This is a genomic window from Coprobacter secundus subsp. similis, assembly GCF_015097275.1.
Taxonomy (GTDB): Bacteria; Bacteroidota; Bacteroidia; order Bacteroidales; family Coprobacteraceae; genus Coprobacter; species Coprobacter secundus.
Window position 1 is genome coordinate 193,225 of record NZ_AP023322.1, and the last position, 26,272, is coordinate 219,496.

Genomic DNA, 26,272 nt, shown 5'->3' on the forward strand with positions numbered 1-26,272 from the left:
ACGGCTTTCCGCAATATTTCTGCCCTTGCCGCGTGTCTTACCGTCACACACCCCTCAATCCCCTCTCGAGAGGGGAAGTTATCCACGCTATAAATCACTTGTTATTAATAAGAAAACAGCATTCCAAACCTTCTTGTTCCGGAGGAGGAGGGGGCGGTGTTGCCAGTTTTTTTGTTTGCTTATTTGCTTCGGGTGGCTGCCGCATGTTTTGTGGTGTGCCGCCTTATTTCGTGCGCCTGCTTTGGGGGATATAACTGGGGCTGTTTTTCTTGGCTTCGTCGAGTATCTGGGCATCGAATGCGGGGCCTCCGTTTTGCAGGAATGTAACTTGGAGGGGGAGGTATAGCATACGCTGCTTCAGGGGGGTGTCGATGTGCCGGTTGTGCATGAGCCTTGCGGCGTCTTTTTCGGTGACGATGACGAGGGTGTCGTCGGGGGAGGCTTGGGTGGAGAGTTTCTTTATCCGGGTTATATCCCTGGCGGTGAAGTCGTGGTGGTCGGCGAATGTGAGGCTTTGTGCCGCGGGGCAGAGGGTGTGTATGTGGTGTATGAATGTGTGTGGGGATGCGATGCCCGACACGGCGACTACGTTTTTGTAGAGGCTGATGTCTACGGGGGTGTCTTGGGGTATGGTGCAGGTGCCGGGGAATACGGGAGTGAGGGCTCCGTACCGGAATGTGGTGAAGTAGAGCCTCTGGTAGGGGTATAGTTGCAGGTGCTTGGTGATGATGCGGAAGTCGATGGGCTTGATGTCGTCGGGGCACTTGGTGACGATGACGATGTTGGCTCTCGACTTTCCGGACAGGGGTTCTCTCAGGCGGCCTGCAGGGAGCATCTTGTCTTCGTATATGAGGCGGTTGATGTCGGTGAGGAGTATGGAGGTGGAGGGGGTGACGTAGCGGTGCTGGAAGGCGTCGTCGAGGAGTATGAGGTTTGTTTCGGGGAAGTGTTTCCTGATTTGGCGTATTCCTCTCCGGCGGTCGGCGTCGACGGCGACGGTGATGTGGGGAAACTTCCGCTTGATTTGCAGTGGTTCGTCTCCTATTTGGGCGGATGTGGATGTGGCCTCGGCTATGACGAAGCCTCGGCTCTTGCGCTTGTACCCGCGGCTCAGGAGGGCTATGTGGTAATGGGGGGCGAGCAGGTGTATGAGGTACTCGGTGTGTGGGGTCTTGCCTGTGCCTCCGACGGTGATGTTGCCGACGGATATGACGGGTATGTCGTATGTCTCGGAGGGGAGTATCTTCCAGTCGAAGAGTCGGTTCCTCAGTTGTACGACGGCTTTGTATATGAGGGCAAGGGGCCGGAGGCTGTTATGGAGGTGCGGGGTGTTGTGCTCGTTCATATCCTTTGTTGGTCTGGGTTGTGTTGTTGTACCGGGATTATTTTTTTCAGTCGATGTGCCCGATTTCGGCCCGGGCTTGTACGGGGTCGAGGTGTTGTATCTGCTTGAGTATGTCCAGAGGGCGGTAGCGGTCGCCGAGTATCCATTTTTCGAGGCTTGTGCGGCTGTAGCTGCCCAGTTCGCTGAGGAGCTCTTCGTATATGGTTTTCTTGACGGGGTAGTCTACTCTCCGGTAATCGGGGGTGTGGGCCCGGCCGGCTACCCAGGTGATGGCGTCGCCGAGTGTCCCGATTTGGTCTGCGAGTCCCAGCTTCACGGCGTCGGCTCCGGTCCATACGCGGCCTTCGGCAATTTTGCGTATGTCGTCGGCGGTCTTGCCCCGTCCTTGGGCGCATCTTTTGACAAAGAGGTCGTACCCGCGTTCTACGTAGGCTTGCATCATGGCTTTTTCGCCGGGTGTCATGGCTCTGTGTATGGCGGGGAAGTTGCCGTACCGGTTGGTCTTGACTTCGTCGAAGGTGAGCCCTATCTTGTCGGTGAGCAGGGCGGATGCGTCGGGTACCATACCGAATATGCCGATAGAGCCGGTGAGGGTGGCTGCGTCGGCGAATATGCGGTGTGCTCCGCAGGAGAGGTAGTATCCGCCGGATGCGGCGTAGTCGCCCATGGATACGGCTACGGGTTTGAGTTGCTTGAGCCGGTCGACGGCTTCCCACAGTTGCTCGGAGCCGAAGGCGCTGCCTCCGGGGGAGTTGACGCGCAGGACGACGCCTTTTATGGCCGCGTCTTGTCCTATTTTGTCGAGTTCTGCGACGAGCTTGCGGGAGTTGATGCCGTCATTGGGCGATGTGTCTATTTCTCCGTCGGCGTATACGACGGCGATGATGTCTTGGGCGGATGGCGCTTTCCGGGGGAGGCCGGCTATCTCGGTGACTGACGCGAGGGTCAGGTCTTCATACTTGTCTGCGTGTGCCATGCGGGCGAGTTTCTGCTTCATCTGCGGGCGGTATGCGAGGGCGTCGATAAGCCCGGCTTGTACGGCCCGGGTCTCTTCGCGGAAGAGCATGAGGGAGTCGGCGCATGCGTTCAGCTGCCGGGGGGAGAGCTTCCTTGCCTGGCTTATGCCTTGTACGACATGTTCCCATATGGAATGGAGGTAGACTTCGGTCTGCTCGCGGTTGGCGGGGCTCATGTGGGTGGTGGTGTAGGGTTCTACGGCGGACTTGAATGTGCCTACGCGGAATATCTGCATGTCGACGCCTATTTTGTCGAGTGTGTTTTTGTAGAATATGGGGGAGGCGCTGAGTCCTCTGAAATCGAGCATCCCCACGGGGTTGAGGAAGATACTGTCGGCAACGGATGCGAGGTAGTACTCTTTCTGGAGGTACTGGTCGCCGTATGCGAGTATGAACTTGCCGCTTTTCTTGAAGTCGAGCAGTGCCTGGCGTATCTCGTCGATGGAGGCGTAGCCGGCAAAGAGGCCGTTGGCTTCGATATAGATGCCTTTTATGTTGTCGTTGTCCTTGGCGGTCTTGATGGCTTTGAGTATGTCGTCGAGTCCGAGGGACATTTCGCTTTTCTCGCTGTAAAGGAGGCTGAGGGGGTTTTCTTTGGAACGCTCGTAGAGTTCTCCTTTGAGGTTGAGGTATAGTATGGTGTTGTTTTTTTCTTTGTACGTGGGGACGGTGGAGACGGATATGATGCCGATGGTCATGATGACTCCTATCCATATGAGTATGGTACCGGCTATGAAGACGCCGAGTACGCAGGCGAATGTGGTCTTGAAGAACTGTTTCATCTTTTTTGTTGGTTGGTCGTGAGTACCAAAATGTTTGTATTTTCTGTATTTTAATGCAAAAAAATGCATTGTATCACAAATATAAGGGTTTTTTATGGAGTGTTTGTCTAATTTTTATGAATTATAAGATGATTTTCAAATCTTTTATTTTGAGATGCGGTTTCTTGGCTTCGGATGAATGCTTTTGGATGTAGGCGGCTGTGTGACGTCTGTGCATAACCTCCTAAAATCAAAAAACAGTCTCTGAAACTGAACAGAAAACACTTCCCTCAACTGTATCGCGGAAGTCTCAACTTAGGCCTCGCCCCTCACCGTGACACACCCCCTACCCCTCTCGAGAGGGGAGATTTTGGATGGTGCTATATTCTTGGTAATGAGCGGTTTGTGGTGTGAGATTTCCCCTCTCGAGAGGGGATGAAGGGGTGTGTCACGGTGAGAAGCGCGGGCTGGGTTGAGATGATTTTTGCTGCTGTTTGGAGAGGAGGTATTACGGGAAGTCGGTTTTGATGTTGTGAGGTGGTATCTGCTGACATTTAGTGGTTGTGTGACATAAGTACATAGCTTCCGAGGACAAAAGTAGTTGAAACGTTTCATTATAAAATTTAAGCTGTCCTATATCGGCAATCCGTAAGAAAGCTCTATATTTGTTGTCAAAACGATTCCAGAAGATAATGAAACGACATGTGGCAAAACCTTTTGTAAAGTGGGTAGGGGGTAAAGGGCAATTGATACCGACATTCACAGCCCGGCTTCCCTATAATTTTGAGAAATTGGAAAAACTCACTTATATCGAACCTTTCGTCGGGGGTGGGGCAATGCTTTTTTTTATGTTACAAACATATCCGAATATAGAAAAAGCCATCATCAATGACTTAAATCCTGATTTGGTAAAGGCGTATAATATGGTAAAAAACTCCCCGGAATCACTTGTCCGATCGTTGTACGCAATACAGAAAGAGTATCTGGATATAACGGAAGAAGAAAAAAGAAAAGAGTTTTTTGTAAGCATTCGTACACGTTTCAACAGGGCTCAGCTGTCTGATATAGATAATACGACGTATTTCATATTTCTCAATAAGACTTGTTTTAACGGCCTGTATCGGGTAAATTCCAAGGGAGAATTCAATGTGCCTTTTGGCAAGTATGTAAGACCGACGATCTGTGATGAAAAAACAATTTATGCAGATAGTGAACTGTTGCAAAAGGTAGAGATTATAAGTGGGGATTTTGAACAGACTGAACGATATGTATCGGCCAACACATTTATATATTTTGATCCTCCTTACCGGCCGCTGGACGCGACTTCCAGTTTCAACTCTTATGCCAAGGAGGCATTCAATGACGCAGAACAGATACGGCTGAAGGAATATTTTGACAGACTTTCGGGTAAGGAATGTCTGATGATGTTAAGTAACTCTGACTGTAAGGGGCGTAATCCTGAAGATACGTTTTTTGATGAACTGTACAAAGATTACATTATAGAACGGGTTTATGCTACTCGTTCCGTAAATGCCAATGCAGAAAAAAGGGGTAAGCTCACAGAGCTGCTTATCAGAAATTATATGCATACGTCTGCTGACGAAAGTAATTCTCATCTGCATTGTCTTGACTCTAATATAAACGCAAGTAATTATGTACAAAGCACATACGGAAGAACAATTTAAAGAGTTCATGTCGCAACTTGTAGAAACTAATGCTACGTTGGGATTCTTTTCTGATTTCAATAAGATTGCGGCAAATGTTGACGCTATATCTATCAAGCTCCATCAACTGAACTATCTGATAGGTCAGGAAGATATGGCTGCGGCAATAAAGAGTTTGTGGGAGGAGAATCCTAAAGTTTTCAGTGTGTTGGATATCTTAATTGCAATACGTACATCGGAAAAGAAGAAGGCTATAGACAAAAATGGGTGTATATGCCTGATCGAGGATTTTTTTGAGACTCCGGAGGGTGTTATCGAATATATAGAGGAGACGGGACTCAAAGAGGTATTGCAAAATAAAAAAATTTCTAATCTTGTGGATTATGTATTCGGGGTGGAAACCGGGCTTGACACCAATGCCCGTAAAAACAGAAGCGGACACATAATGGAAAGGCGAATAGCTGATTTGTTCAGCGCAGAGGGCATAAAATTCAGGCAAGAAGTATATTCTACCGAATTTGAAGAGATGAAGTGCTTGGGGGAAGATCTCAAACGGTTTGATTTTGTCATTACAACTTCTGTCAAGACATACTTGATAGAGGTCAATTTCTATAGTGGAGGGGGATCCAAGCTGAATGAGGTAGCGCGGTCATATTCGGAACTTGCTCCGAAAATCAACCGATTTCCAAATTATGAATTTATTTGGATAACGGATGGTGTGGGGTGGAAATCGGCCCGGAATAAACTCGAAGAAGCTTATTATGCTATTCCCGGTATTTATAACCTTACAACAATAACTGATTTTATAGGCAAAGTAAAAGTTCAAAAATGAAAAACATATATCAACATGAAATCGAACTGAAATCTATAAGGATAGATAATTGTCAAAAAAAAGAGTTTGCTGACCAACTTACAAAGTTACCATATAGGGGATATGATGTCGAAGATTTGGAAGATGGTCGGAAAATAGTCATTACGAAACCCGGGGGTAAAAATGTTTATAAAACTTCCCAGAAAGAGGACTTTTTGGTTTTTATATTCGATCCGGTGCCATCTACTTTATGGCAAATATCACACAGCCAGATATTGGAGGATGTAAAGGCCAAAGTGAGGGAGAATGAGGATGAGGCTCAAAAATTTTTATATCTGCTGAAGCGTACGTTCGTTGGGGAAGAACCTGCAAATTTTATGGATGAGATCAGGGCTTTGTCGTTCCGAAGTGGAGAAAAGCCCGAGGCTCTGATTAAGGCTTATAAATGGATTTGGGGACAGGAAGATATCAATTACCCGAATGGAAAGGGGAGAGGCATGTCATGGGTCGAATATGAAAAACTTATCAAATGAGCTTGTCTCCGTTCTTTAAATCAAAGGACCGGGCGTTTACCTTGTTGCACGGGGACAGCATCGAACTCCTTTCTCAATTTGAGTTCAAATTTGACATGATATTTGCGGATCCGCCTTATTTCCTGTCTAATGGGGGAATCAGTGTACAAAGTGGTAAAATTGTATGTGTGGATAAGGGTGAATGGGATAAGGGAAAAACGGCTGAACAGATTGTCTCATTTAACAGAGAGTGGCTAAGATTGTGCCGTGATAAACTGAAAGAAAATGGAACTATATGGATTAGCGGCACGTACCACAGCATATTTTCTGTAGCTGGCTTGCTGACAGAATTGGGCTATAAAATCTTGAATGTCGTAACTTGGGCAAAAACTAATCCGCCTCCTAATATTTCATGCCGTTACTTTACTTTTTCTACCGAGTTTATCATCTGGGCCAGAAAATCATCTAAGGTGCCTCATTATTATAATTACCATTTGATGAAACAGATCAATGCGGGCAAACAGATGACGGACATCTGGCGTCTGCCTGCGATTGCCCGCTGGGAAAAATCTTGTGGCAAGCATCCTACGCAAAAGCCTTTATCGGTTCTTGTACGTATTATTTTGGCTTCTACTCAAAAGGGTGCATGGATTCTTGATCCTTTTACGGGAAGCAGTACTACGGGTATTGCTGCTAATCTTTTGGAACGCAGATTTTTGGGAATTGATAAAGAAGAAGAGTTCCTTCTGATGAGCAAAGCAAGAAAAATGGAGATAGAACAATTTTCTGTATTTTCTACCTATCGTAAAAAATTGAAAGATATAGCTTGTGCAGATGCCTTGAATTTCCAACAGGTCGGCGAAAGTGACAGTTATATGGGCTACGATTTACCTTTCTAAAGTATGTATTGGTCTAAACTTCTTTCCTGTCCTTTTTTGATAGATGAGGCTTGAAAATCTTGTTTCTTATTGATGATAAGTGGTTTGTGGTGTGAGATTTCCCCTCTCGAGAGGGGATTGAGGGGTGTGTTACGGTGAGAAGCGCGGGCTGGGCTAAGGTATTACGGGAGGTTTGTTTTGGTGTTTTGAGGTGGTATCTGTTGACATTTAGTGGTTGTTTTTGATTTTAGGAGGCTGTGCGCAGGCGTGACACACCCCCGCCCCTCTCGAGAGGGGAGATTTTTGATGGTGATTTCTTCTTGGTAATGAGTGGTTTGTGGTGTGAGATTTCCCCTCTTGAGAGGGGATGAAGGGGTGTGTCACGGTGAGGGGCGCGGGCTGGGTTGAGATGATTTTTGCTGCTGTTTGGAGAGGAGGTATTTCTTGTGTTTGGTATAGTGAGGAGGTATCTGTCGGCTTTGGGTGGTTGCTTTGATTTTAGGAGGCTGTGCGCATACGTCACACACCCCCTGCCTCTCTCGAGAGGGGAGATTTTGGGATGCTTGTTTCTTCTTGGTAGTGAGAGTTTTGATGGGTTGATTTCCCCTCTTGAGAGGGGATGAAGGGGTATTGTTTTTCCTTTGGGATGGGGTTAGGGAGTTGTTCAGTCGAGCGGGATGAGCTGGTATTTCTGGCTCCCGATACCGAGCTGCTCGGCATAGTCGAGGGTGTGCATGCCGTTGCGGGAGTCGATGCGTTCGATGAGGTGTACCTTGCCGTGGTCTTTTGAGGCGCGTACCTGGTCGACACAGGCGCGGTCGAGTGCTACGGGGTCGAGCGAGGCGAGGATGCCGATGTCGCCCATCTTGGGGTCTTCGGGGGCGGCTACGCAGTCGCAGTCTACCGATAGGTTGTTGGCTACGCTGATGTACAGGATGTTGTCACCGCAGTGGTCGGTGATAGCTTTGGCGGCTTCGGCCATGGATTCGAGGAAGTGGTCTTGCGGGGGCAGGTCGCTCCATACTTCTTGCTGCTTGCGGGTCTTGCCGGCGGAGTGTATCCATGCTTTGCCGTGGGAGGAGGCGATGCCGATGGCGATGTTCTTGATGGCTCCTCCGAAGCCTCCCATGGGGTGTCCTTTGAAGTGGGAGAGCACGAGGGTGAAGTCATAGCCGGGGTAGTTCTTGCCGACAAAGTCTTCCTTGAGGTGCTTGCCGCCTTTTACGGGGAGTGATACTTCTCCGTCGGCGTCCATGATGTCTACCCGGGCTATCCGGGTGAAGCCGTGGTCTTCGGCGGCTTTGAGGTGGTTGCGGGTGTCGGCTCTTCCGCCTCCGTAGGCGGTGTTGCATTCGATGATGGTGCCGTTTACTTTGTGCACGAGGTCTTGGATGAGGGAGGGGGCGAGGTAGTTGTTGTTGCCGGGTTCTCCGGTGGAAAGTTTTACGGCTACGCGTCCTCGTGCCGGGCGTCCGAGTGCTTCGTATATCTTGACGAGGTTTTCCGGGGTTATTTTTTTGTACATGTAGACTTTGGGCAGGGGTGGGGTGCCGGCTTGCGCGGGTTGTTGTGCGTGTGTGCAGATAGCGGCTGCGAGCAGGGTTATCGTGCAGAGGAGTGTGCGGAAGTGTGCGGTCGGTGTCATCGTGTTTTTATGTTTTTGTAAAGACTGGGCGGCTTCATTCTCCCTTCCGGGTGTGCGGCCCGGAAGGGGATGTGCGGCCGGGGGGTGCTAATATACGGGTTTTATTTCAGATATTCGCGATAGAATGCTTCTATCTTGTCGAAAGGTATTTTGTCGAGATTGTCGTAGAGGTCGGTATGGTTGGCTCCGGGGATGATGAGGAGCTCTTTGTTGTCTCCCTTGAGCTTCTTGAAGGCGTCTTCGCTGAAATAGCGGGAGTGTGCCTTCTCCCCGTGTATGAGGAGTACGGCGTTGCGTATCTCGTCGCTGTACGTGAGTATGGGCATGTTGATGAAGGACAGCGCGGAGGTCTTGTTCCACCCGTTGTTGGAGTTGAGCGACCGTTTGTGGTATCCCCGGGGTGTCTTGTAATAGGCGTGGTAGTCTTTGACGAACTGGGGGGCGTCGTCGGGCAGGGGGTCTATGACTCCTCCGGCGGGTGCGTATGTCCCCTCCTTGTAGTCGCGGGTGCGTTGTGCGTTCAGCTCCTGGCGCATCCGGTAGCGTTCGTCGGGGGTCATGGCGTCGAAATATCCGTTGGCGGTGCACCGGCTGATGTCGTACATGGTGGAGGCGACGGTGGCTTTGATGCGGGTGTCGATGGCGGCTGCGTTGAGGGCGAACCCTCCCCAGCCGCAGATGCCGAGTATGCCGACTTGTTGGGGATTCACGTCCTCACGGGTCGAGAGATAATCTACCGCAGCGCAGAAGTCTTCGGTGTTGATGTCGGGCGAGGCTACGTGACGGGGTGTGCCGCCGCTTTCTCCGGTGTAGGAGGGGTCAAAGGCGAGGGTCAGGAACCCGCGTTCGGCGAGTGCCTGGGCGTAGAGCCCGGAGGCTTGTTCCTTGACGGCTCCGAAAGGGCCGCTTATGGCGATGGCGGGCAGTTTGCCGGAGGCGTTCTTGGGTATGTACAGGTCGGCGGCGAGGGTGATGCCGTAGCGGTTGTGGAAGGTTACTTTGGTGTGGTTTACTTGGTAGCTTTGGGGGAATACTTTGTCCCACTCTTCGGCCGGGTTGAGTTTTGTTTCCATATTATTATTGTTATTGTTATCGGGTCGGTGGTTTGCTGCTGCGGGGTGTCCGGTGGCGCAGAGGCTTATGGCTGTGGCAGCGCAGAGGTTTTTCAATGATTTTTTCATACAGGTTTGTCTTTTGTTTTACAGGGACAAAGATAGGGTGTGTGCGGTGCGGTGCGTGTAGACGGATTACGGATGTTATAACCCGAATTACGGATTTTTCTTTGTGCCGCTGTGTGCAATCGCTTGTGAGAGAGGTTGCTACCGAGTGCGGTAGTGCTCGCGGGGCTGTCCAAGGGGGGGATGGCTCTTGCGGGGTTCCTTGATGGATGTGAGGGGGAGGGGGATGACCGGCTTCTTGTTTTCTCTTGGAAATTTGAATTGCTTTTGAGAGCTTGTCTGAATCTTGCCCGGACCCGTTTTCAGGAGTTTACGTGTACAGTTTTTTGCTACGACCTCCAGTCTTGTGACGGTGGGTATTGCGGTTTCCTATGCTTGAACTGAAGTGCGTTTTGTATTAATCTGATATATAGTCATTATATATCATTCTCTTATAGATTTGATACCCTATAGTTTCCATAAAAGATATAATATTCAAAAAATTATCGTTCCTATGTATTAGGATAAAAATGGAGTTAATCATCTTCTAAAGAGTAAATGGCATAAACTTGCGTTGTTGAAATTGATGTTTGGGTCATTTTTTGTGCTTTCTACGCAATATATGACCTGCTAAATCAAATATATTTCTGGATAGTTTGTACCTTTGTAGTCATACTGGATAGACGTACGAATATGGAACGTAAATTATTGAACTGAATCAAAGTCGTTCTCGCGGAGAAAAACAAAAGTAATAAATGGCTCTCGGAACAGTTGGATAAAGATCCTGCTATAATCTCCAAATGGGTTACAAACACCACTCAGCCCAATGTGGAGACGCTGATTTAAATATCCAAAGTTTTGGGTGTCACTGTGGATGACTTATTGAGGACGGAATAATAAGTTTATGGGTGCAGTCAAATTATATAAATATCTTGATTTTAATTTTACCGGTGTATTGATGCTCATACTTTTAGATTAAACACAAAATTGATAGAACAATAAAATGGCCAAGAAACAGATAAAAATAACGAAGGAAGAGACCTTAGAAACCATACTTTTCAACTGTCGTAATAGTCTGCGTGGGCGTGCAGCCATGACCGACAAGCGCGATTTGTTGCTGACTTTGGTGTTTCTGAAATTTATAGGGGAACGGTTCAAGCAGCAAAAAGAGAAAATCAGGCATGAAATAGTGGAAGTGCAGGGTATTAATGATACGGATTTCATTGAATTGCAATTGTCTCGTCCCAATCAATATATGCAGGACGGTGTGTTTTTCCTTACGGATGATACATTTTGGGACAAACTAATCCTTACTGCCCCTACCGGTATGGCGATAGCTTTCGATACGGCCATAAAAATATTGGACGATAACGAACCGAAATTGAAAAATGCCCTTCCACAGCAGATTTTTACGAAAACAGCTCTTGAACCGGGAGTGCTGAAAAGTGTAGTGGATGAAATAAACAAAATAGACCCGCAGAAATTTAATGACCATGACCTCATAGGACGTGTATATGAGTATTTCTTACAGGCTTTCTCAATCAATGCGGACAAAGAGGAAGGCGAATTTTACACGCCGCATTCTATCGTAGAGCTTATCGCCTCTCTTATTGAGCCGTTCGACGGTACGGTCTATGACCCTTGCTGTGGTTCCGGAGGTATGTTTGTCCAAGCTGCAAAGTTCATAGAGGCTCACGGTGGAAACACTAAAGCTGTCAATGTGTATGGGCAGGAATCAGAACCGGCAACTTATCGTCTGGCAAAGATGAACCTGGCTATACGAGGTATTTCTTACCATTTGGGCGATAGAGCCGTGTCCACTTTCTCTGATGACCAGCATAAGGAACTCAAGTTTGATTATATCATGGCTAACCCACCGTTCAATTTGAAGAAATATGCCGAATATGGAGGTTTTGGGACTGATCCCCGATGGCAAGGCTATGGAGTCCCTCCTACCAGCAATGCCAACTATGCGTGGATTCTTCATATTCTGAACAAACTGAATGTCAGTCGTGGAATCGCAGGATTCCTGCTTGCCAATGGTGCTTTGGATGATAGCGATACGCAGGGAATACGCAAGCAGCTCATCGAAAGCGACAAAGTAGAAGCTATTATCGTTTTGCCGCGGAATATGTTCTACTCTACCGATATATCCGTCACTCTTTGGATTTTGAACAACAACAAGAAAGGCGGTCCATGGCATGGCAGACAACTTCGAGACCGTACAGGTGAAATCCTTTTCATTGACTTGCGGACATGGAACAATGACATATATGAAAAGAAATATGTCCGCCTGTCGGAAAGGGAAATAGGCAAAGTGCGTCAAATATATTTCGATTGGCAAACCGAGAATTTTGCCGAGTATGCTGAGCCGGAATTATACTATGCTGCTCATCGTGATGAAATCCAGCAGAAAGGATATTCACTTGTGCCGTCCCGTTACATTGAGTTCATTGACCGTGATACGGAAATAGACTATAAGGCTGCACTCACTGAGATGAGTCACAAGTTTGATGAACTGAAGAAAAGATGGGATGCAAACGAAACGGAACTTGTAAACGCTTTCAAAGTTTTAGGCTATGGAAAAGAATGAGCTGAAACATGATATGGCAACTGATAAACTGGTTTCTGACATTCGGAATATCATAGAGCAAGGTCGCAAACAGGCATATGCAGCAGCTAATCAGATTTCTGTACTTACCTATTGGCACATCGGACGGCGAATAGTGGAGGAAGAACAGCATGGCGAAAGCAGAGCCGCCTACGGGTCAAAACTCATCCCAGCTCTTGCCTCTAGACTCTCTGTAGAATATGGTTCAGGATATGGGAAACGGAATCTTGCATATTACCGTAAATTCTATTTGGAATTCAATAATCTGGAAATTTTGCACACGCATGTGCAAAATCTTTCGTGGTCGCACATCCGCCGCCTTTTATCGGTCAGCAATATCCAGGCGAGGGAATGGTATATGAAAGCCGCCGCAGAAAATATGTGGAGTTTCAAGGAGCTTGAAAGAAATATCTCCACCCAATATTACGAACGACGGCTTGTAAAACAATTGGGAAACCGTACCTTGCCCATACCTCAGTCCGGACACACCGACCCTTTGGAATATATAAAGAATCCGATGGTGGCCGAATTTATGGGATTCCGACGGGATACGAAGTATTCCGAATCCGAGTTGGAGCAGGCTTTGATTGATAATCTTGAAAGATTCATTATGGAGCTTGGACGCGGATTTGCTTTTGTGGAAAGGCAACAGCATATAGTTACCGACACAACGGATTTCTATATTGATTTGGTGTTTTATAATTTCAAGATGAAACGGTTCGTCATCTTTGAACTTAAGACCCACAAGCTGACCCATCAGGACATCGGACAATTGGATATGTATGTACGTATGTATGACGATTTGATGAAAGAGGAAGAAGACAACCCGACCATTGGCGTACTGCTCTGTACCGATACCGATGATACGATTGCGAAATACTCGGTACTGCATGGAAACGAGCAGCTTTTTGCAGCCAAATATATGGCATATATGCCGACGGAAGAAGAATTGGCCCGAGTGATAGAGCAGCAGAAACGCTTCTTTATGGAACAACACGGAAAGGAGGAGTGATATGGGAGTGAATAATGTAAAATGGGTTCGGCTCGGGGATTATATTGAGCAGTGCGACGAGAGAAACTCTGCGAGTATCAACTATCCTGTAATCGGTATAAATCGAGACAAAACATTTATGCCGACTGTTGCAAATTTGGATGGCGTAGATATAGCCAAGTATAAAATTGTCACAAAAGGAATGTTCGTATTTAGTGGGATGCAGACTGGGAGAGACATTTGTATTCGAATCGGATTATACGACAATGAACAACCAGCTTTAGTCTCTCCTGCATATACAACATTTGTCATCAATGATGATAAGAAAGTCTTGCCAGAATACTTTTTCATGTATTTTAATCGAGCCGAGAGTGATCGTTATGGTTGGTTTATTAGCGATTCCAGTGTTCGAGCCAACTTGGATTGGCCGCGTTTCCTTGATATTGAAATTCCGTTGCCATCTCCTGACGAACAGCAGAAAGTGGTGAACGCATGGAAAGCACTTCGGGAAATCAAAGAACAAAACGAGACTAAGGTAGCTCCGCTTATGCAGGTTTGCCAAAGCTATATCCAAAAGGCAAAAAAGAATAATGTAGATAAATATCGTATTGGTAATGCCATAAAAATTGTAGATACGATAAACAAAGAAGGTTATTCCTATGAGGTTTTGGGATTGAATAGTAATAAAGCATTTATGCCGACAATAGCCTCAATGGATGCTATAAATACAAACAAATATAAGGTTATTAGAAAAGGAGAGTTTGCATTTAGTGGTATGCAGACAGGTAGGGATAAGTGTATTCGTATAGCATTGTATGATAAAGATCTTCCAGCTCTAATATCGCCTGCTTATACGACTTTCGTTCTCGATGAAAATGAGCCCATTCTCCCAGAGTATTTTATGATGATATTCAAAAATTCAGAAATGGATAGATTGGGTTGGTTTTACAGCGATTCAAGTGTAAGAGCAAATTTGGATTGGAATAGATTTATTAACATTGAAATACCGAAACTTTCTATTGAGTTGCAACGAGCAATCGTCAATATCTATAAGTGCGCCAACGAAGCAAAGCAGATAGCCGAAGAAGCCGACCGGCTTTCGCGCGAAGTGTGCCCGGCATTGCTTCAACACGTCATACATTCTTAAATCGTAGCGATTATGGCAAGTAAAGGGAAATATTATGAAAGCCAGTTTGAGGAGGCGACCATCGAACTCCTCCGTGAGTCGCGTTGGCAATATACGCTCGGTGATGATATTCACCGTAAATATACCGACCCGCTTATTGAAGACGACCTGCGGTCATTTCTTGCCGCACAGTATAAAGACAAGCATCTGACCGATGCCGAGGTGGACAGCATAGCCGCCAATCTGCGCAATGTCGGTGGGCAGAACGATTATTATGCTCTGCAAAACACCTTCTTGCTCTATCGGGACGGATTCGACTTTACATACAGCGATGGCAGGGATAACCCGTTCCGCTTGCAATATATCGACTTCGAGCATCCCGACCATAATATTTTCCGCTGTGTCAATCAGTTTGTCATGGAACAGGGACGCGAGAACCGCCGCCCTGATATTCTGCTTTTCATTAATGGCATACCTGTCTGCATCATCGAACTTAAGAGTCCGACAAAACAGAATGCGACCATCCGTGATGCGCATACACAGATATGTACCCGGTATATGCGTGATATTCCGGCCTTGCTGAAATATTGCGCTTTGGCGGTAATCAGCGATGGTGCCAAAAATGCGCTTGGAACGACATATACACCGTTTGAATTCTTCTATGAATGGAAGAAGATAGAGAATGAAGACAAGGCCGGAAAGGGACTTGATACGTTGCGGACATTGGTTCGCGGAGCACTTTCTCCCGAACGTATCTTGGAAATTTTGCGGGACTATGTTTATTTCCCCGACCCGACTAAGGAAGATGATACGACCGAAATCGTATGCCGCTATCCTCAGTTTTTTGCTACGCGTAAACTTCGAGACCATATCCTGAATCATTTGCGTTCTGTCGGAGGAGATGGTAAGGGCGGTACATATTTCGGAGCCACAGGGTGTGGAAAAACATATACCATGCTGTTCCTCGCCCGCCAATTGGCTTTGCGATGCAGAGGGAAATTAGGTAGCCCTACTATTCTCATCATAGTAGACAGGGAGGATTTGGAGACGCAGACCGGGAAACTGTTCTGCCGCTCGAAACGATATCTTGAAGACGAAGCTGTAAAAGTATTTGAGACAAGGAAGGAACTTGCGGAAGAGATGAGTATGCGCAAGACCGGAGGTATCTATATTACTACCATCCAGAAGTTCGCAGAAACTACAGGATTGCTGACTGAACGTTCCAATGTCATTTGTCTAAGTGATGAGGCGCACCGCTCCCAAAATAATATCGGTTCGAAACTATCTATCCAAACCGAAGGAGAAGCCGGCAAGGTAGGAGCGAAAATCACATACGGCTTTGCCAAATATTTGCGGGATGCCTTACCGAACGCCACATACGTAGGTTTTACGGGAACACCCATTGACGAAACCGTACATGTATTTGGGAAGGTTGTAGACCGGTATACAATGATGGAGTCGGAGGATGATGGCATCACTGTCCCAATCAAATATGATCCTCGATTGGCTCGTGTGTTTCTTAACAAGGAACAGGCCGATAAAGTGGAGGAATATTACCGGCTCTGCGCGGACGAAGGGGCTACACCGGAAGACATAGCCAAGAGCAAGGCCGCCATGTCGAGCATGGAGGTGATTATCGGCGATGAGGATGTCTTGCGCCGGGTTGCCAGAGACATTATAGACGATTATAAGCGCAGGATAGAGACAACAGACCGGCTACAAAAGGCGATGATTACTTGCGCCGACCGTAAAATAGCGTTCCGGTTATATAAAATCATGCGAGAGATGCAGCCCGACTGGTTCGAGAAAAAGAAAGCGTTGAACGAACTTGTATTGACAACAGATGAAAAGAACAGATTGAACGATATCGCCTTTGTCAATATGGTGATGACCCGCGACAAAGACGATGAAAAAGAGCTCTACAACCTTTTAGGTGACAAGGAATACCGGAAATTCCTCGATACTGAATTCAAATCAGAGAAATCCAACTTTCACATTTCCATCAATGTGGACATGTGGATTACCGGATTCGATGTGCCTTGCCTGACCATGCTTTACAATGACAAGCCGCTGTCGAAACATACTTTGATCCAGACCATATCGCGAGTGAACCGCCGATATGGGACCAAGGAATTTGGCTTTATCATCGACTATATCGGTATCCGCGAGGAGATGAAGAAGGCTATGAAGAAATACGGCGGAGATGTCGGGCCGCAAGAGGATTTGGATGCAGCTCATGAGATACTGAAAAACGAATTGCAACTTCTGCAAGAGAGATTGTCCGGTCTTTCATTCAAGCGCTTCTTCGGAGACAATGACCTTGCGCGGCTTCAGTCCATTCAGGAAGCGGCAGAATATATACTTGCCAACAGCGTGGAGCGAAAAGGCGAAGTCTCTTTCTTGAAACTGTTCAGAGAACATGTCAAAAGACTGCGCTCAGCCTACAATATCTGCAATCCTGCCGGTATCTTGAGCGATGAAGAGGTGTCTTGGAGCCAGTGTTTTATGGGAGTCTGCTCGTATGTGAACAAGATGACCGCTACCGAACATGACACAGAAAGCATGAACAGGCATGTAGAGCAGATGGTGCAGGAAGCTATCCTGGCGAGTGGCGTGGAACGGGTAATGAATGAAGGTATCGAAGAAAATATTTTCAGCGACTCATTTACCAAAGAGATAGATGAAATAAAGATGCCGTTTACCAAGTTCCAGATTCTCTGCAAACTCGTTGCAAAAGCCATCAGAGCATACAGCCGGACGAACAAGATACAGGCCGAACATTTCCAGAAAATGCTCGAAGAGACAATTGATGCATACAATACTCGTGATAAACTGACATTCACTAACGATGTGACCCAGAATGTCGTAAATGATGTATATGACATTGTTTCATACAAAATCAACGGGTTTTCGGACAAACTGATGGGTATCTTGAAAGAACTTAAAACTGATAGCGAAAAGTTCAAAGTATTGGGTATCACATTCGAGGAAAAGGCATTCTTTGATGTGCTTGTCGAAGTCCGCGATAAACACGGCTTTGAATATGCGGATGACCGTTGTATCGAACTGGCAAAGAAGATCAAAGCTCTAATAGATGACACCGCCATCTATGCCGACTGGCTGAATAATGACAACCTCAAAAGCAAACTCGCCAGCCAACTCACTTATCTCCTCTACAAGGAGGGTTATCCTCCTCAGTGGGATGAAGAGGTCTTCCAGAAAGTATTGGAACAGGTGGAGAATTATAAGAAATACGAATAGTCGAAGAATGATAATTACTATTGAGGATGGTCGGAAATTCGGAGCATTCATGACTATTGCCAGTCGACGACCGTTTGATATCTCTTCTACTATAATATCACAATTGCATAATTATTTTATACATCGGCTTGTTAATGAAAAGGATATACAACAAGTAAACAACGCAATCTCATATCTGGATAAGGTATCGGTCGAATCATTGCCGATTTTATCGACAGGGGTTTGTGTAATTGCAGGTCGACTTGCAGAAATGCCGCTTGTTGTACAAATAGGTAAAATAGAAGCCGGGTTTCGTCCGGAAAACGGAACAATCGATATAGAGAATATATGGCAAGGCAACGGGATTGTATCAAAATAGAATCCCGTTTGAGACAGCCTCTTTGCTACACTGTTATCTACTTCGTTCAGACCTGTTTTTCTGTTCGCCCCACGGCAAATCCGAAGACAAGCCGCCACCACCGGCAAGGGCGAAGGCTGCGTCCTAACAGCTCTGCCTGCTTCCCGTTTACCTGCTCCTGCGGCTCGAAGGTGGCATTGACAAATTCCTTATCCGTGAGCTGGCTGTTGAAATGTGTTATGGTCTGCCCGGTATTTGACATCTTCAGAGAATCTTCCTCCGGCCTGTGTCCAGATATGCAGTGACGGATTCCGGCAGTTTCTTCCGGGGATATTTTTTTGTTTTTAGGGGGATGACAGCAGGCTGTCTGACGGGTGGAAACGGAGGTGGGGCCGAAGGGTGAGGCAAAAGTGACCGGATAATATTTTATTATCGGAAAAAAATCAGGCGGTCACTGAGCCATTTCTACCTTTTTATGCGTATTTTTGCAGCCGGATTGAAGTAAATCTATCCGAGACATATCGAAATAAGAAGAAGCGTTATGCTTATCTTGTGATTGGAAACGTAGGAAATTTTCAATAGTGCACAAGGGAAAGCATAGTGGTTCTCGCGCTATAGCGTGGGCTGCTGTTTCCATATCCGTGCACAGGTTTTTCCTACGACCTCCAATCAGGCATGGGCATTGCAGTTCCACGCTTCATGTTTAAATAAAGGCCTTAAAGGGACTGTATGGGCAGAACAATACTATGGGAATAAAACGATTTGCTGCCGGTGTGGCTCTGTCGTTCCTGGTGCTTTCGGCCGCCCAAGCGCAGGAAATCAAGGCAGACTCTATCGGCAGTGGCACCGGACACCGGAATGAAAGGTCTGATTCGCTGAGAATCTTGTCTGATGAACTGAAGCAGCTCAAATCGCAGCTCGATGCCGGGGAGAAGGAGCGGCAAGTAGAAACGGTTTGGAAACGTAAAAAGTATTGGAAGTTGGGTTTCGGCATCCCGAGCATCGAGCGCACCGACGGTGAGGCTATGACGTGGAAAACGGAGTTTGCCGTGTCGCTCCAGCGTGGGAAAACGGCTTACTTTCACTCCAAGCCTCTCTGGGGCATGGTCAAGTTCGGTATCGACTACGGATTTATGGACTTGAGTTATGCCAAGCTGAAATTGAAGACTGCCGGGACGGCAACCGCTTCTTCTTCTACACCGGCGACAAGCCCGGGCCCGAATCCGGACGACGGTTTTGATGAAATCGTCAGCGATGACCCCAGCGGTTCGCTTCTTTCTTTGGCCGGCGTCGATTTGGGGATGCACAAGTTCGAATACGGCCTGCATGTGGGGCCGAGTATCAGTGTCAATCCTTGGAAGGGGCTTATCGTTGCCGCTTACTTCCATGCCTTGCCGACGGCTTCCGGTATTCTGGAGAATGACTCATTTTCTTATGGTTTCGGCTGTGCGTTGTCGGCAGGTGCTTCTGTCTCCTACAAGGCGATATCTGTGGGGGTGGAGGGTGTGTGGAGCTCTATCAAATACAAACAGGCTTCGTTCGAGGACGATGAGGACGATGAGTCTTCGTCGGGAGAGGGTTCTGCCGACTTGTTCGGCACGAAGGATTTCAGGCTGAAACAAAAGGGCCCTCGCTTTTATATAGCGCTAAGATTCTAACTTAAAACATGATGATATGAACGTGAAATTCAAAATTGTTTGTCCTCTTTTGTTCATTGCCTTGGGTATCGTGATGCCGGCTTGTACCGACTCTGATGATGAAATCGGCGGCAATGATACCCCGCCGGCCGGGGCGTTGCCTTCTGCCGGGTTTGAACCCAACAATCTGCCTGACGAGCCTTATGCCGAGGATGCTGTACTGATAGTGGCCGAGGAGAGATACGCTCCTTTCCATACGCTAGAGCTCATGCCGGACGGGAGCTATTTGCTTACCTATAATTCGTATGTTCATACTTCTTCTGTCCGCGTTGCGGCGAATGCCGGGGGAAGTTTTTCTGTTTACAAAAACCGTAAAGCCAAGGTTGTGCGTGCCGGAAGTGTGACGGACGAAAACGGTACGGTGAGGTTGCCCGATGGCAGCGAGTATGGCAGGTTTGCCAGACTCGGTGACAAAAGGTACCGTTTGGGCAGGGGGGTCGAGGTGGACTTGCGGGATGCCACGGGTGCCGACCGGACCGTATATTACAGGAATTATGACGGGACGGTGTCTCGTGTATATGTCAGTGTGTCCGAACCGGTTGTGAGCAGCGCCACAAAAAGCCTTTGCCGTACATGGGACTACAATAGTTTCGAAATGTGGGCTTACTGGAACGGCAAATATATAGTCCATGGCAAGCAGACGGTAAACGATGGCGAGGTGGATACTTACTTCAAGGCGATAGGAGGGGATATGCTCGGTATCTCGAAGGAAGATTTCCTCGATGAGGATGGTGAACAGTGTCGCAAAGTCATATTCACTTCAGTGGGGACATATATTTGTTTTTATTTGGACGGTGATGTGGAAGTGGCCCGGTGGAGCTGGACAGACGAGGCGCAAGGCACTCTCCATTATGAGGACTCGATGGCGAACGAGGATTATGATGATGAGTGGGATGGCTATGTCACGGTTCGTTTTGCCGGCAGGCAGATGCGCATCTATGAGGACTATACTTATTGGGAAGACAACATGTCTACCCGGGTAGTGGCGGTAAATACGTTGACTGCTGCTGATTGAAAAATAACGTCTATATATAACCAGCTCATTACCAATAAGAATACAGCATCCAAGCCTCCCCTCTCGAGAGGGGAGGCTTGGATGTGTGACGCCCGGGCATGGCTGCTTAACTCAAAACAGTCGCTTGAGGCTGACAGATACCACCTCAAAAATCATCTCATCACAACCCGCGCATCTCATCATAACACACCCCTTTATCCCCTCTCGAGAGGGGAATTTCCACTACATAATACATTCATTATCAATAAGAAAATAGCATTTCAAACCTCCCCTCTCTAGAGGGGAAACATCCCCACTCAAACCACTCATTACCAACAAGAACACAGCATCTCAAATCTCCCCGTCCCAGAAAGGGGTCGGGGGTGTGTGACGCCCGAGCATAGCTGTTTAACTCAAAAACAACCACTCAAAGCCGACAGATACCACCTTGCCTCAAATCTTGACAAATGCTCTTCCTCTCTCAATAGCAGCAACATGCTTCTCGAGACTGTATCTCGAACACCTCAACCCAACCCGCGCCTCTCCCCGTAACACACCCCTTAAATCCCCTCTCAAGAGGGGAAATAACCACGCCACCTCCCCCTCATTACCAATAAGAAGGTAGTTCCAAAACTTCCCCACACAACATTCCCATTACCAAAAAGAAACAAGCATCCCAAACCTCCCCTCTGGAGAGGGGCCGGGGGTGTGTGACGCCCGTGCATAGCTGTTTAACTCAAAAACAACCACTCAAAGCCGACAGATACCACCTTGCCCAACAGTAGCAAAATATCTCTGGCCTTGCTGCGCCTCTCCCCGTAACACACCCCTTCATCCCCTCTCAAGAGGGGAATCACACACATCATAAACTACTCATTATCAAAAAAAAGTATCATCTCAATCTTCCCGTCCTAGAGAGGGGCTGTGGGTGTGTGACGTCTGAGCACAGCCTCTCAAATCAAAAACAACCACTCAAAGCTGACAGATACCACCTTGCCCAACAGTAGCAGAATCATTTCTGACCTTACCGCGCCTCTCCCCGTAACACACCCCTTAATCCCCTCTCAAGAGGGAAATCCTCCACACTACAACCCACTCATTACTAGGGAGAATGCGGCTTCCCAAATCTCCCCTCTTGAGAGGGGAGATTGAGATGTAAGAACCAGTCGTTTAAATTTTCCAATAAAGAAATATTATCGGGTCATCTTTGCTTTTCTTCCGGACTTTTTTCCCGTTTTCACTCGTCAGATAGCCCGTTATCTTCCTTGTAAATATAGAAAAACATCCTCGGAAGAAACTCTCAAAACTAACCCGAGTAAAACTTGAACAGGCTTTATGCTAAGATAATATACGGGGCTGTCTACAAAAAGTTCGGACAGCCCCGTATTTTTCCTTACCGTTCGGAAGGTAGAGGATATGAAATTTTTCTCGTTTCCTGAAGGGGAAAGGTAATGATATCTTAAGGGGAGGTTTCAGGTGTTTCTTTTTTCGTTTGTGTTTGTCAAACAGCCCGCTATCGTTCTTGTGCAAACAGACAACCATCTGTAAAAGAAATCTTTGGATTGTCTTGGGCGGAATTTAAACGACAGGCTTTAAGTTATTGAAGGATATTTTCGGGTAGGCTTACAACCTGTATGCCTAAAAAGGCGAAAAGCGGCCTTTGGGTACGGTTCCATCGGGGATGTCTCTTTTTAGAAAGGTCCGGGGCCATTCCATACCGGGTCAGGGCACACCCAGGGGGGGACCCGCTTCTTTTTTTATCTGCTCTTTTTAAGGTCGGGAGAGGTGGTTTTCCGGCATGCCGGCAGGGAGGGTCACTGCAGCAGGTACCACCCTTTGACCCCGTTTTTCCTGATTTGCAGTATGGCGGTCACGAGCAGGATACCGAGGATGGCTCCGATGGTGGTCCTTATCCACAGTCCTGTCATGTAGCCGGGTATGATGGCGAGCAGGAATGTCGCCACGATGCCCCAGTAGCCTGACTTTTTCTTGAGCAGCAACAATATGGCAGAGGCGATGGAGGCGGCTTGCAGTATGATGGCGATGATAAAGGGGGTGATGTTGGCATTCCAAAGTATGTATTGTATGATGGAGTTGATACTTTGGATGAGGCCTACGATGCGCCCGAGGATAAGGAGGAACAGGGGGAATACGACCCACAGGCTGAATGCTCCGAGCGGGGAGTTGTCGGCTTGTGCGCCGTCTTGGAGTGTCTCGTTGATGATGGCTTCGAGTTCTGATTTTTCTTCTTCTTTCATGGTATCGTGTTTTTAAAGGTTATATAAAGTTTTTTCTGTTCTTGCTGTCGCGGGTAGTGTGTGCCGGATACTTCCCCCTCCCGGTTCCGTTTTGCTTCAGGTAAAGAGGGAGATATTGACGACACCTACCACAATGGCCCAGTCGCTGATTTCGAGTACGGGCAAGTCGTAAGCCTTGTAGCCTTCTTCCTCGTTGAACGAGACGCAGCGCACGTAGCCTTCCTGCTCCGAGGGCATGAGCTGCTTTACCACGACACCGTCGTTCGTGGCCAGGGCATACACCTCGCCCCACCGGATGTGCGAACGGCTGTTCCACCGGTTGCAGACGATGATGTTGTTCTCGTTGATGGACTTTTCCGGATTCTTGCGGTTGATCATGCTGCGCCCCTTGGCCCTGATGGCAAACTCACCGGTGAGCCCGGGGATGACAATGGGCGTGCAGTCGTCTTTCTTGATGGCTACACTGAACCCGTCGGGAATGCCGCACGTGGCCTTGATGTCGTCGACAAGAGGAATGCACCCGCGCGACTTGCGGGGATGGTAACGGAGCCCTTCCTCGGCAAGCGTGTGTATGGCCTCCGGCTCCGGATAGGCGTTTTTCTGCATCTGCCCCATACCCGTCATCAACCAGCCGATATCCAGCAGGGGATAATGTATTGCAATGCTTTTGAGTTTGTCGGGCTGTATCGATTCCCTCATGCCGGAAATGAAGCCGCTCGATACACCTATTTTCGCACAGAAGTCCGAGCCTTTTATCTTGTTTTCAGATAGAAAATATTTAAGCCTTTCTTTGACAGAACCTTCCATAAGGGCGCAATTTATATTGATTCTAAATTATAGCATTGCAATAATTTATCTATTTTTTTCTTTGGTTAATGTATTGCATTGCTTTATTTTTGTATTGCAATCGTGTTCTAACGGCTATATAAACGAAAGTAACCACGATAATAGGCAAATATAATAAATAATAATTAAAAAATGAACAGGATAGTAATAAGACGAGGAGATACGGGCAAGATTGCGGCCCGTTTTGGAGTGACTCCGCAATCGGTGCGGGCGGCGCTCCGGTTTGCTACGGAGGGGGAACGTCCCGACCGCATCCGGGAGGTGGCATTGCGTGAATATGGTGGACAACTGGTAAGGTTTCCCCGGAAGTTGCCGCAATGATTCTCTTGCTCCCGCTTCAGCGATGTGGCGTTTCTTGGCTTCGGGTGGATGCTTTGTTTTAGGAAGCTGTGCACGGGCGTCACACACCCCCGGCCCCTCTCTGGGACGGGGAGATTTTGGAAGCTGCGTTCTTTTTGGTAATGAGAGGTTTGTGGCGTGGATGTTTCCCCGTCCCAGAGAGGGGATTTAAGGGGTGTGTTACGGTGAGAGGCGCGGCATGGGTTGAGGGATTGCGGGATACAGTTTCGAGACGCTTGGTGTTGCAAGGTGTTATCCGTCAGGCTTCGGGTGGATGCTTTTGGTGTAGGTGGCTGTGCTTGGACGTGACACACCCCCGACCCCTCTCTGGGACGGGGAGATTTTGGAAGCTGCGTTCTTTTTGGTAATGAGAGATTTGAGTGTGTCAGGTTCCCCTCTAGAGAGGGGATTGAGGGGTGTGTTACGGTGAAGGGCTCGGCAAGGGATGAAGTATTGCGAGATACAATTTCGAGGAGCTTGTTGCAGCGAGGAGCGAGGTGTTATCTGTCAGGCTTCGGGTGGTTGCTTTGGGCTTAGGAGGCGGTTTCTCGAAGAGTATGACTGGATTTTCCGGTTTGTCTCCGGAAGGAGGTATTCGGATAAACGGATAACTTGTATGAGCTATATAAGTGCCCCGCTGTGAAGCGGTATGACCCGGCCGAAGTGTCGGCGGGTCTTGTCAGAAGGAGGGCTTTAGTTTAATGGCAAAACGGCAAGACGGTACAGAAGGGTATGGGCGGCGGCTCCGGTTCTTTTGCCGGTGTACAGCCCGGTCCGGATGTTGCCGGATTTGTTATTCGGGTTCGATTCCCGAAAGCTCGCATGTCGTTGCAGAGCCGCTGTGTCTGGAGGGATTAGGGATGTATTGTATACAGGAAACATTCTCGGAAGAAATTCACAAATCTGACCCGGGCAAAATCAGGACTGGCTCTCGGAGCCAAAAACTGATTTTACGGTGGCAAAGGTAGTGAAATGGATGATATGGGCCGGCAGGCTCGTTGTTCGTGCTCTTGCAGAGGTTGTGGACCGTGATGATAGTAGTATGTACTATTTAATTAGTATAAAATAGGTTTATGTACTAATATAATAGTGTATAATATGTGTAAAATAGGATGAAATACTAATAAAATAGTATGATTATGGCTGGTTTGTCTGTGGGTGGCTGATTTCTGTATGTGCTCCGTCGAACCGGATGGAATTTTTGGTATGAATATAATAGTATATAATACTAATATAATAGTATGAGTGTAGATAGTTTGCTTTTGGAGTCGTGCCGGGCCGATGCTATTGAGGAGATGATGAACGACCGCTTTGAGGAGGAATATGAGATATGTGAGGGGTGTGGCCGTTATGTGCCCGTAGGGGAGGTGTATGGCAACGAATGGTTGGGCTGCGTGTGCGCGGAGTGCCGGGAGATGAGGCCTTGTGATGGCTGCGGGCGGCTGATTCCGGTGCATGTTCCGGCAAATGGGGATGGTGAGTTTTATTGTGCGGAATGCATTAGACTATTATTATAGTATAATGAACTATTTAAATAGTATAATGAGGCCGGAGGGGGTGGTGAAAGACAGAGGTATATTGTACTAATAAAGTAGTGTAATAAACTATTAAAATAGGATAATATAGATAGGGGGAGCGAAATAGCATGATGCAGACAAAAGGTGAGAGGCAGAGGGATGAATATGTGTGATACTAATAAAATAGTACAATAAACTATTAAAATAGTATTATGCGGTCAAAAGAAGAGGCAAAAGAACGGGTATGTATTGTGCTGATAAAGTGGTATGATAAACTATTAAAATAGGATAATATGAATGGGGAGAATTTTCTTGGAGGCAGCCTGGGCAGGGGCCGGGAGGGTGGAAGGATATGTTCCGAGGGGAACTTTTCCGGAGAGGAGAGGCGGGAGACAGTGCAGAGGGGTAGCCGGGGGGGCTCCGTCAGGGATTTTTTTACCGGGCGGTTGAGGCGTTTTTTTACGGACGTGCTTTTGTTTTTTCCTTGTGTGCTGGTGTTCAATGAT

General features: G+C 47.5%; 20 protein-coding genes. 14 read left to right on the plus strand and 6 right to left on the minus strand.

Annotation, left to right across the window (positions count from 1 at the left end; all coding sequences use genetic code 11):
- Nucleotides 1-223 precede the first annotated feature (223 nt).
- Complete coding sequence (gene lpxK, locus Cop2CBH44_RS00680; protein WP_200755327.1) at nucleotides 224-1,345, minus strand: tetraacyldisaccharide 4'-kinase; 1,122 nt, start codon at nucleotides 1,343-1,345, stop codon at nucleotides 224-226.
- A gap of 46 nt (nucleotides 1,346-1,391) precedes the next feature.
- Nucleotides 1,392-3,143, minus strand: coding sequence for a signal peptide peptidase SppA (gene sppA, locus Cop2CBH44_RS00685; RefSeq protein ID WP_200755328.1), 1,752 nt, complete (start codon nucleotides 3,141-3,143; stop codon nucleotides 1,392-1,394).
- Nucleotides 3,144-3,814: 671 nt separating this feature from the next.
- On the opposite strand from sppA, the gene Cop2CBH44_RS00690 reads away from it, so the two are divergent.
- From Cop2CBH44_RS00690 to Cop2CBH44_RS00705, 4 genes are read left to right on the plus strand one after another with little or no spacing between them, the layout of a single operon-like run.
- A complete protein-coding gene (locus Cop2CBH44_RS00690) occupies nucleotides 3,815-4,807 on the plus strand; it encodes a DNA adenine methylase (protein ID WP_021929778.1) in 993 nt (330 codons plus the stop codon).
- On the plus strand, nucleotides 4,776-5,618 hold the full coding sequence (locus Cop2CBH44_RS00695) for a type II restriction endonuclease (protein WP_021929777.1): 843 nt from the start codon (nucleotides 4,776-4,778) through the stop codon (nucleotides 5,616-5,618). Before Cop2CBH44_RS00690 ends, Cop2CBH44_RS00695 begins: the two co-directional genes overlap by 32 nt.
- Nucleotides 5,615-6,130 carry a hypothetical protein gene (locus tag Cop2CBH44_RS00700; RefSeq protein ID WP_021929776.1) on the plus strand — a complete coding sequence of 172 codons (516 nt, stop codon included), beginning with the start codon at nucleotides 5,615-5,617 and terminating at the stop codon, nucleotides 6,128-6,130. Before Cop2CBH44_RS00695 ends, Cop2CBH44_RS00700 begins: the two co-directional genes overlap by 4 nt.
- Nucleotides 6,127-7,008, plus strand: a complete 882-nt coding sequence (locus Cop2CBH44_RS00705) for a DNA-methyltransferase (protein ID WP_200755329.1) — start codon at nucleotides 6,127-6,129, stop codon at nucleotides 7,006-7,008. The genes Cop2CBH44_RS00700 and Cop2CBH44_RS00705 overlap by 4 nt, the downstream gene beginning before the upstream one ends.
- 643 nt (nucleotides 7,009-7,651) lie before the next feature.
- On the opposite strand, the gene Cop2CBH44_RS00710 is transcribed toward Cop2CBH44_RS00705, so the two are convergent.
- Complete coding sequence (locus tag Cop2CBH44_RS00710; protein ID WP_200755330.1) at nucleotides 7,652-8,632, minus strand: DUF362 domain-containing protein; 981 nt, start codon at nucleotides 8,630-8,632, stop codon at nucleotides 7,652-7,654.
- A 101-nt stretch (nucleotides 8,633-8,733) separates the two neighbouring features.
- A complete protein-coding gene (locus Cop2CBH44_RS00715; RefSeq protein WP_200755332.1) occupies nucleotides 8,734-9,813 on the minus strand; it encodes an alpha/beta hydrolase in 1,080 nt (359 codons plus the stop codon).
- A gap of 979 nt (nucleotides 9,814-10,792) precedes the next feature.
- On the opposite strand from Cop2CBH44_RS00715, the gene Cop2CBH44_RS00720 reads away from it, so the two are divergent.
- The 7 genes from Cop2CBH44_RS00720 to Cop2CBH44_RS00750 all read left to right on the plus strand — a co-directional run bounded on the left by Cop2CBH44_RS00720 (nucleotide 10,793) and on the right by Cop2CBH44_RS00750 (nucleotide 20,827).
- The gene (locus tag Cop2CBH44_RS00720; protein WP_200755333.1) at nucleotides 10,793-12,382 is read left to right on the plus strand and encodes a class I SAM-dependent DNA methyltransferase; all 1,590 of its coding nucleotides are present in this window, start codon (nucleotides 10,793-10,795) and stop codon (nucleotides 12,380-12,382) included.
- The gene (locus Cop2CBH44_RS00725) at nucleotides 12,369-13,412 is read left to right on the plus strand and encodes a PDDEXK nuclease domain-containing protein (RefSeq protein WP_200755335.1); all 1,044 of its coding nucleotides are present in this window, start codon (nucleotides 12,369-12,371) and stop codon (nucleotides 13,410-13,412) included. The genes Cop2CBH44_RS00720 and Cop2CBH44_RS00725 overlap by 14 nt, the downstream gene beginning before the upstream one ends.
- 1 nt (nucleotide 13,413) lies before the next feature.
- Nucleotides 13,414-14,538, plus strand: a complete 1,125-nt coding sequence (locus Cop2CBH44_RS00730) for a restriction endonuclease subunit S domain-containing protein (RefSeq protein WP_200755336.1) — start codon at nucleotides 13,414-13,416, stop codon at nucleotides 14,536-14,538.
- A gap of 12 nt (nucleotides 14,539-14,550) precedes the next feature.
- Entirely contained in the window at nucleotides 14,551-17,778 is a 3,228-nt protein-coding gene (locus tag Cop2CBH44_RS00735; protein ID WP_200755337.1) for a type I restriction endonuclease subunit R, read from the plus strand.
- Nucleotides 17,779-17,785: 7 nt separating this feature from the next.
- Complete coding sequence (locus tag Cop2CBH44_RS00740; protein WP_200755338.1) at nucleotides 17,786-18,136, plus strand: ATP-binding protein; 351 nt, start codon at nucleotides 17,786-17,788, stop codon at nucleotides 18,134-18,136.
- A 725-nt stretch (nucleotides 18,137-18,861) separates the two neighbouring features.
- Nucleotides 18,862-19,773 carry a hypothetical protein gene (locus tag Cop2CBH44_RS00745; protein ID WP_055095838.1) on the plus strand — a complete coding sequence of 304 codons (912 nt, stop codon included), beginning with the start codon at nucleotides 18,862-18,864 and terminating at the stop codon, nucleotides 19,771-19,773.
- Nucleotides 19,774-19,789: 16 nt separating this feature from the next.
- Nucleotides 19,790-20,827 carry a hypothetical protein gene (locus tag Cop2CBH44_RS00750; protein WP_200755340.1) on the plus strand — a complete coding sequence of 346 codons (1,038 nt, stop codon included), beginning with the start codon at nucleotides 19,790-19,792 and terminating at the stop codon, nucleotides 20,825-20,827.
- 1,793 nt (nucleotides 20,828-22,620) lie between these two features.
- Here Cop2CBH44_RS00750 and Cop2CBH44_RS00755 read toward each other — a convergent pair.
- Both Cop2CBH44_RS00755 and Cop2CBH44_RS16445 read right to left on the minus strand, forming a co-directional pair.
- Nucleotides 22,621-23,064: a hypothetical protein gene (locus Cop2CBH44_RS00755; RefSeq protein ID WP_021929770.1), complete on the minus strand. Its 444-nt coding sequence runs from the start codon at nucleotides 23,062-23,064 to the stop codon at nucleotides 22,621-22,623.
- 96 nt (nucleotides 23,065-23,160) lie between these two features.
- Nucleotides 23,161-23,871, minus strand: coding sequence for a S24 family peptidase (locus tag Cop2CBH44_RS16445; RefSeq protein WP_021929769.1), 711 nt, complete (start codon nucleotides 23,869-23,871; stop codon nucleotides 23,161-23,163).
- A gap of 171 nt (nucleotides 23,872-24,042) precedes the next feature.
- Between Cop2CBH44_RS16445 and Cop2CBH44_RS00765 the strand changes: the two genes are divergently transcribed.
- From Cop2CBH44_RS00765 to Cop2CBH44_RS00775, 3 genes are all read left to right on the plus strand, one after another.
- Nucleotides 24,043-24,231: a LysM peptidoglycan-binding domain-containing protein gene (locus Cop2CBH44_RS00765; RefSeq protein WP_021929768.1), complete on the plus strand. Its 189-nt coding sequence runs from the start codon at nucleotides 24,043-24,045 to the stop codon at nucleotides 24,229-24,231.
- Between the two features lie 116 nt (nucleotides 24,232-24,347).
- Nucleotides 24,348-24,617, plus strand: a complete 270-nt coding sequence (locus Cop2CBH44_RS00770) for a hypothetical protein (protein ID WP_200755341.1) — start codon at nucleotides 24,348-24,350, stop codon at nucleotides 24,615-24,617.
- A gap of 873 nt (nucleotides 24,618-25,490) precedes the next feature.
- Nucleotides 25,491-25,766, plus strand: a complete 276-nt coding sequence (locus Cop2CBH44_RS00775; protein ID WP_200755342.1) for a hypothetical protein — start codon at nucleotides 25,491-25,493, stop codon at nucleotides 25,764-25,766.
- The last annotated feature ends 506 nt before the right edge of the window (nucleotides 25,767-26,272 follow it).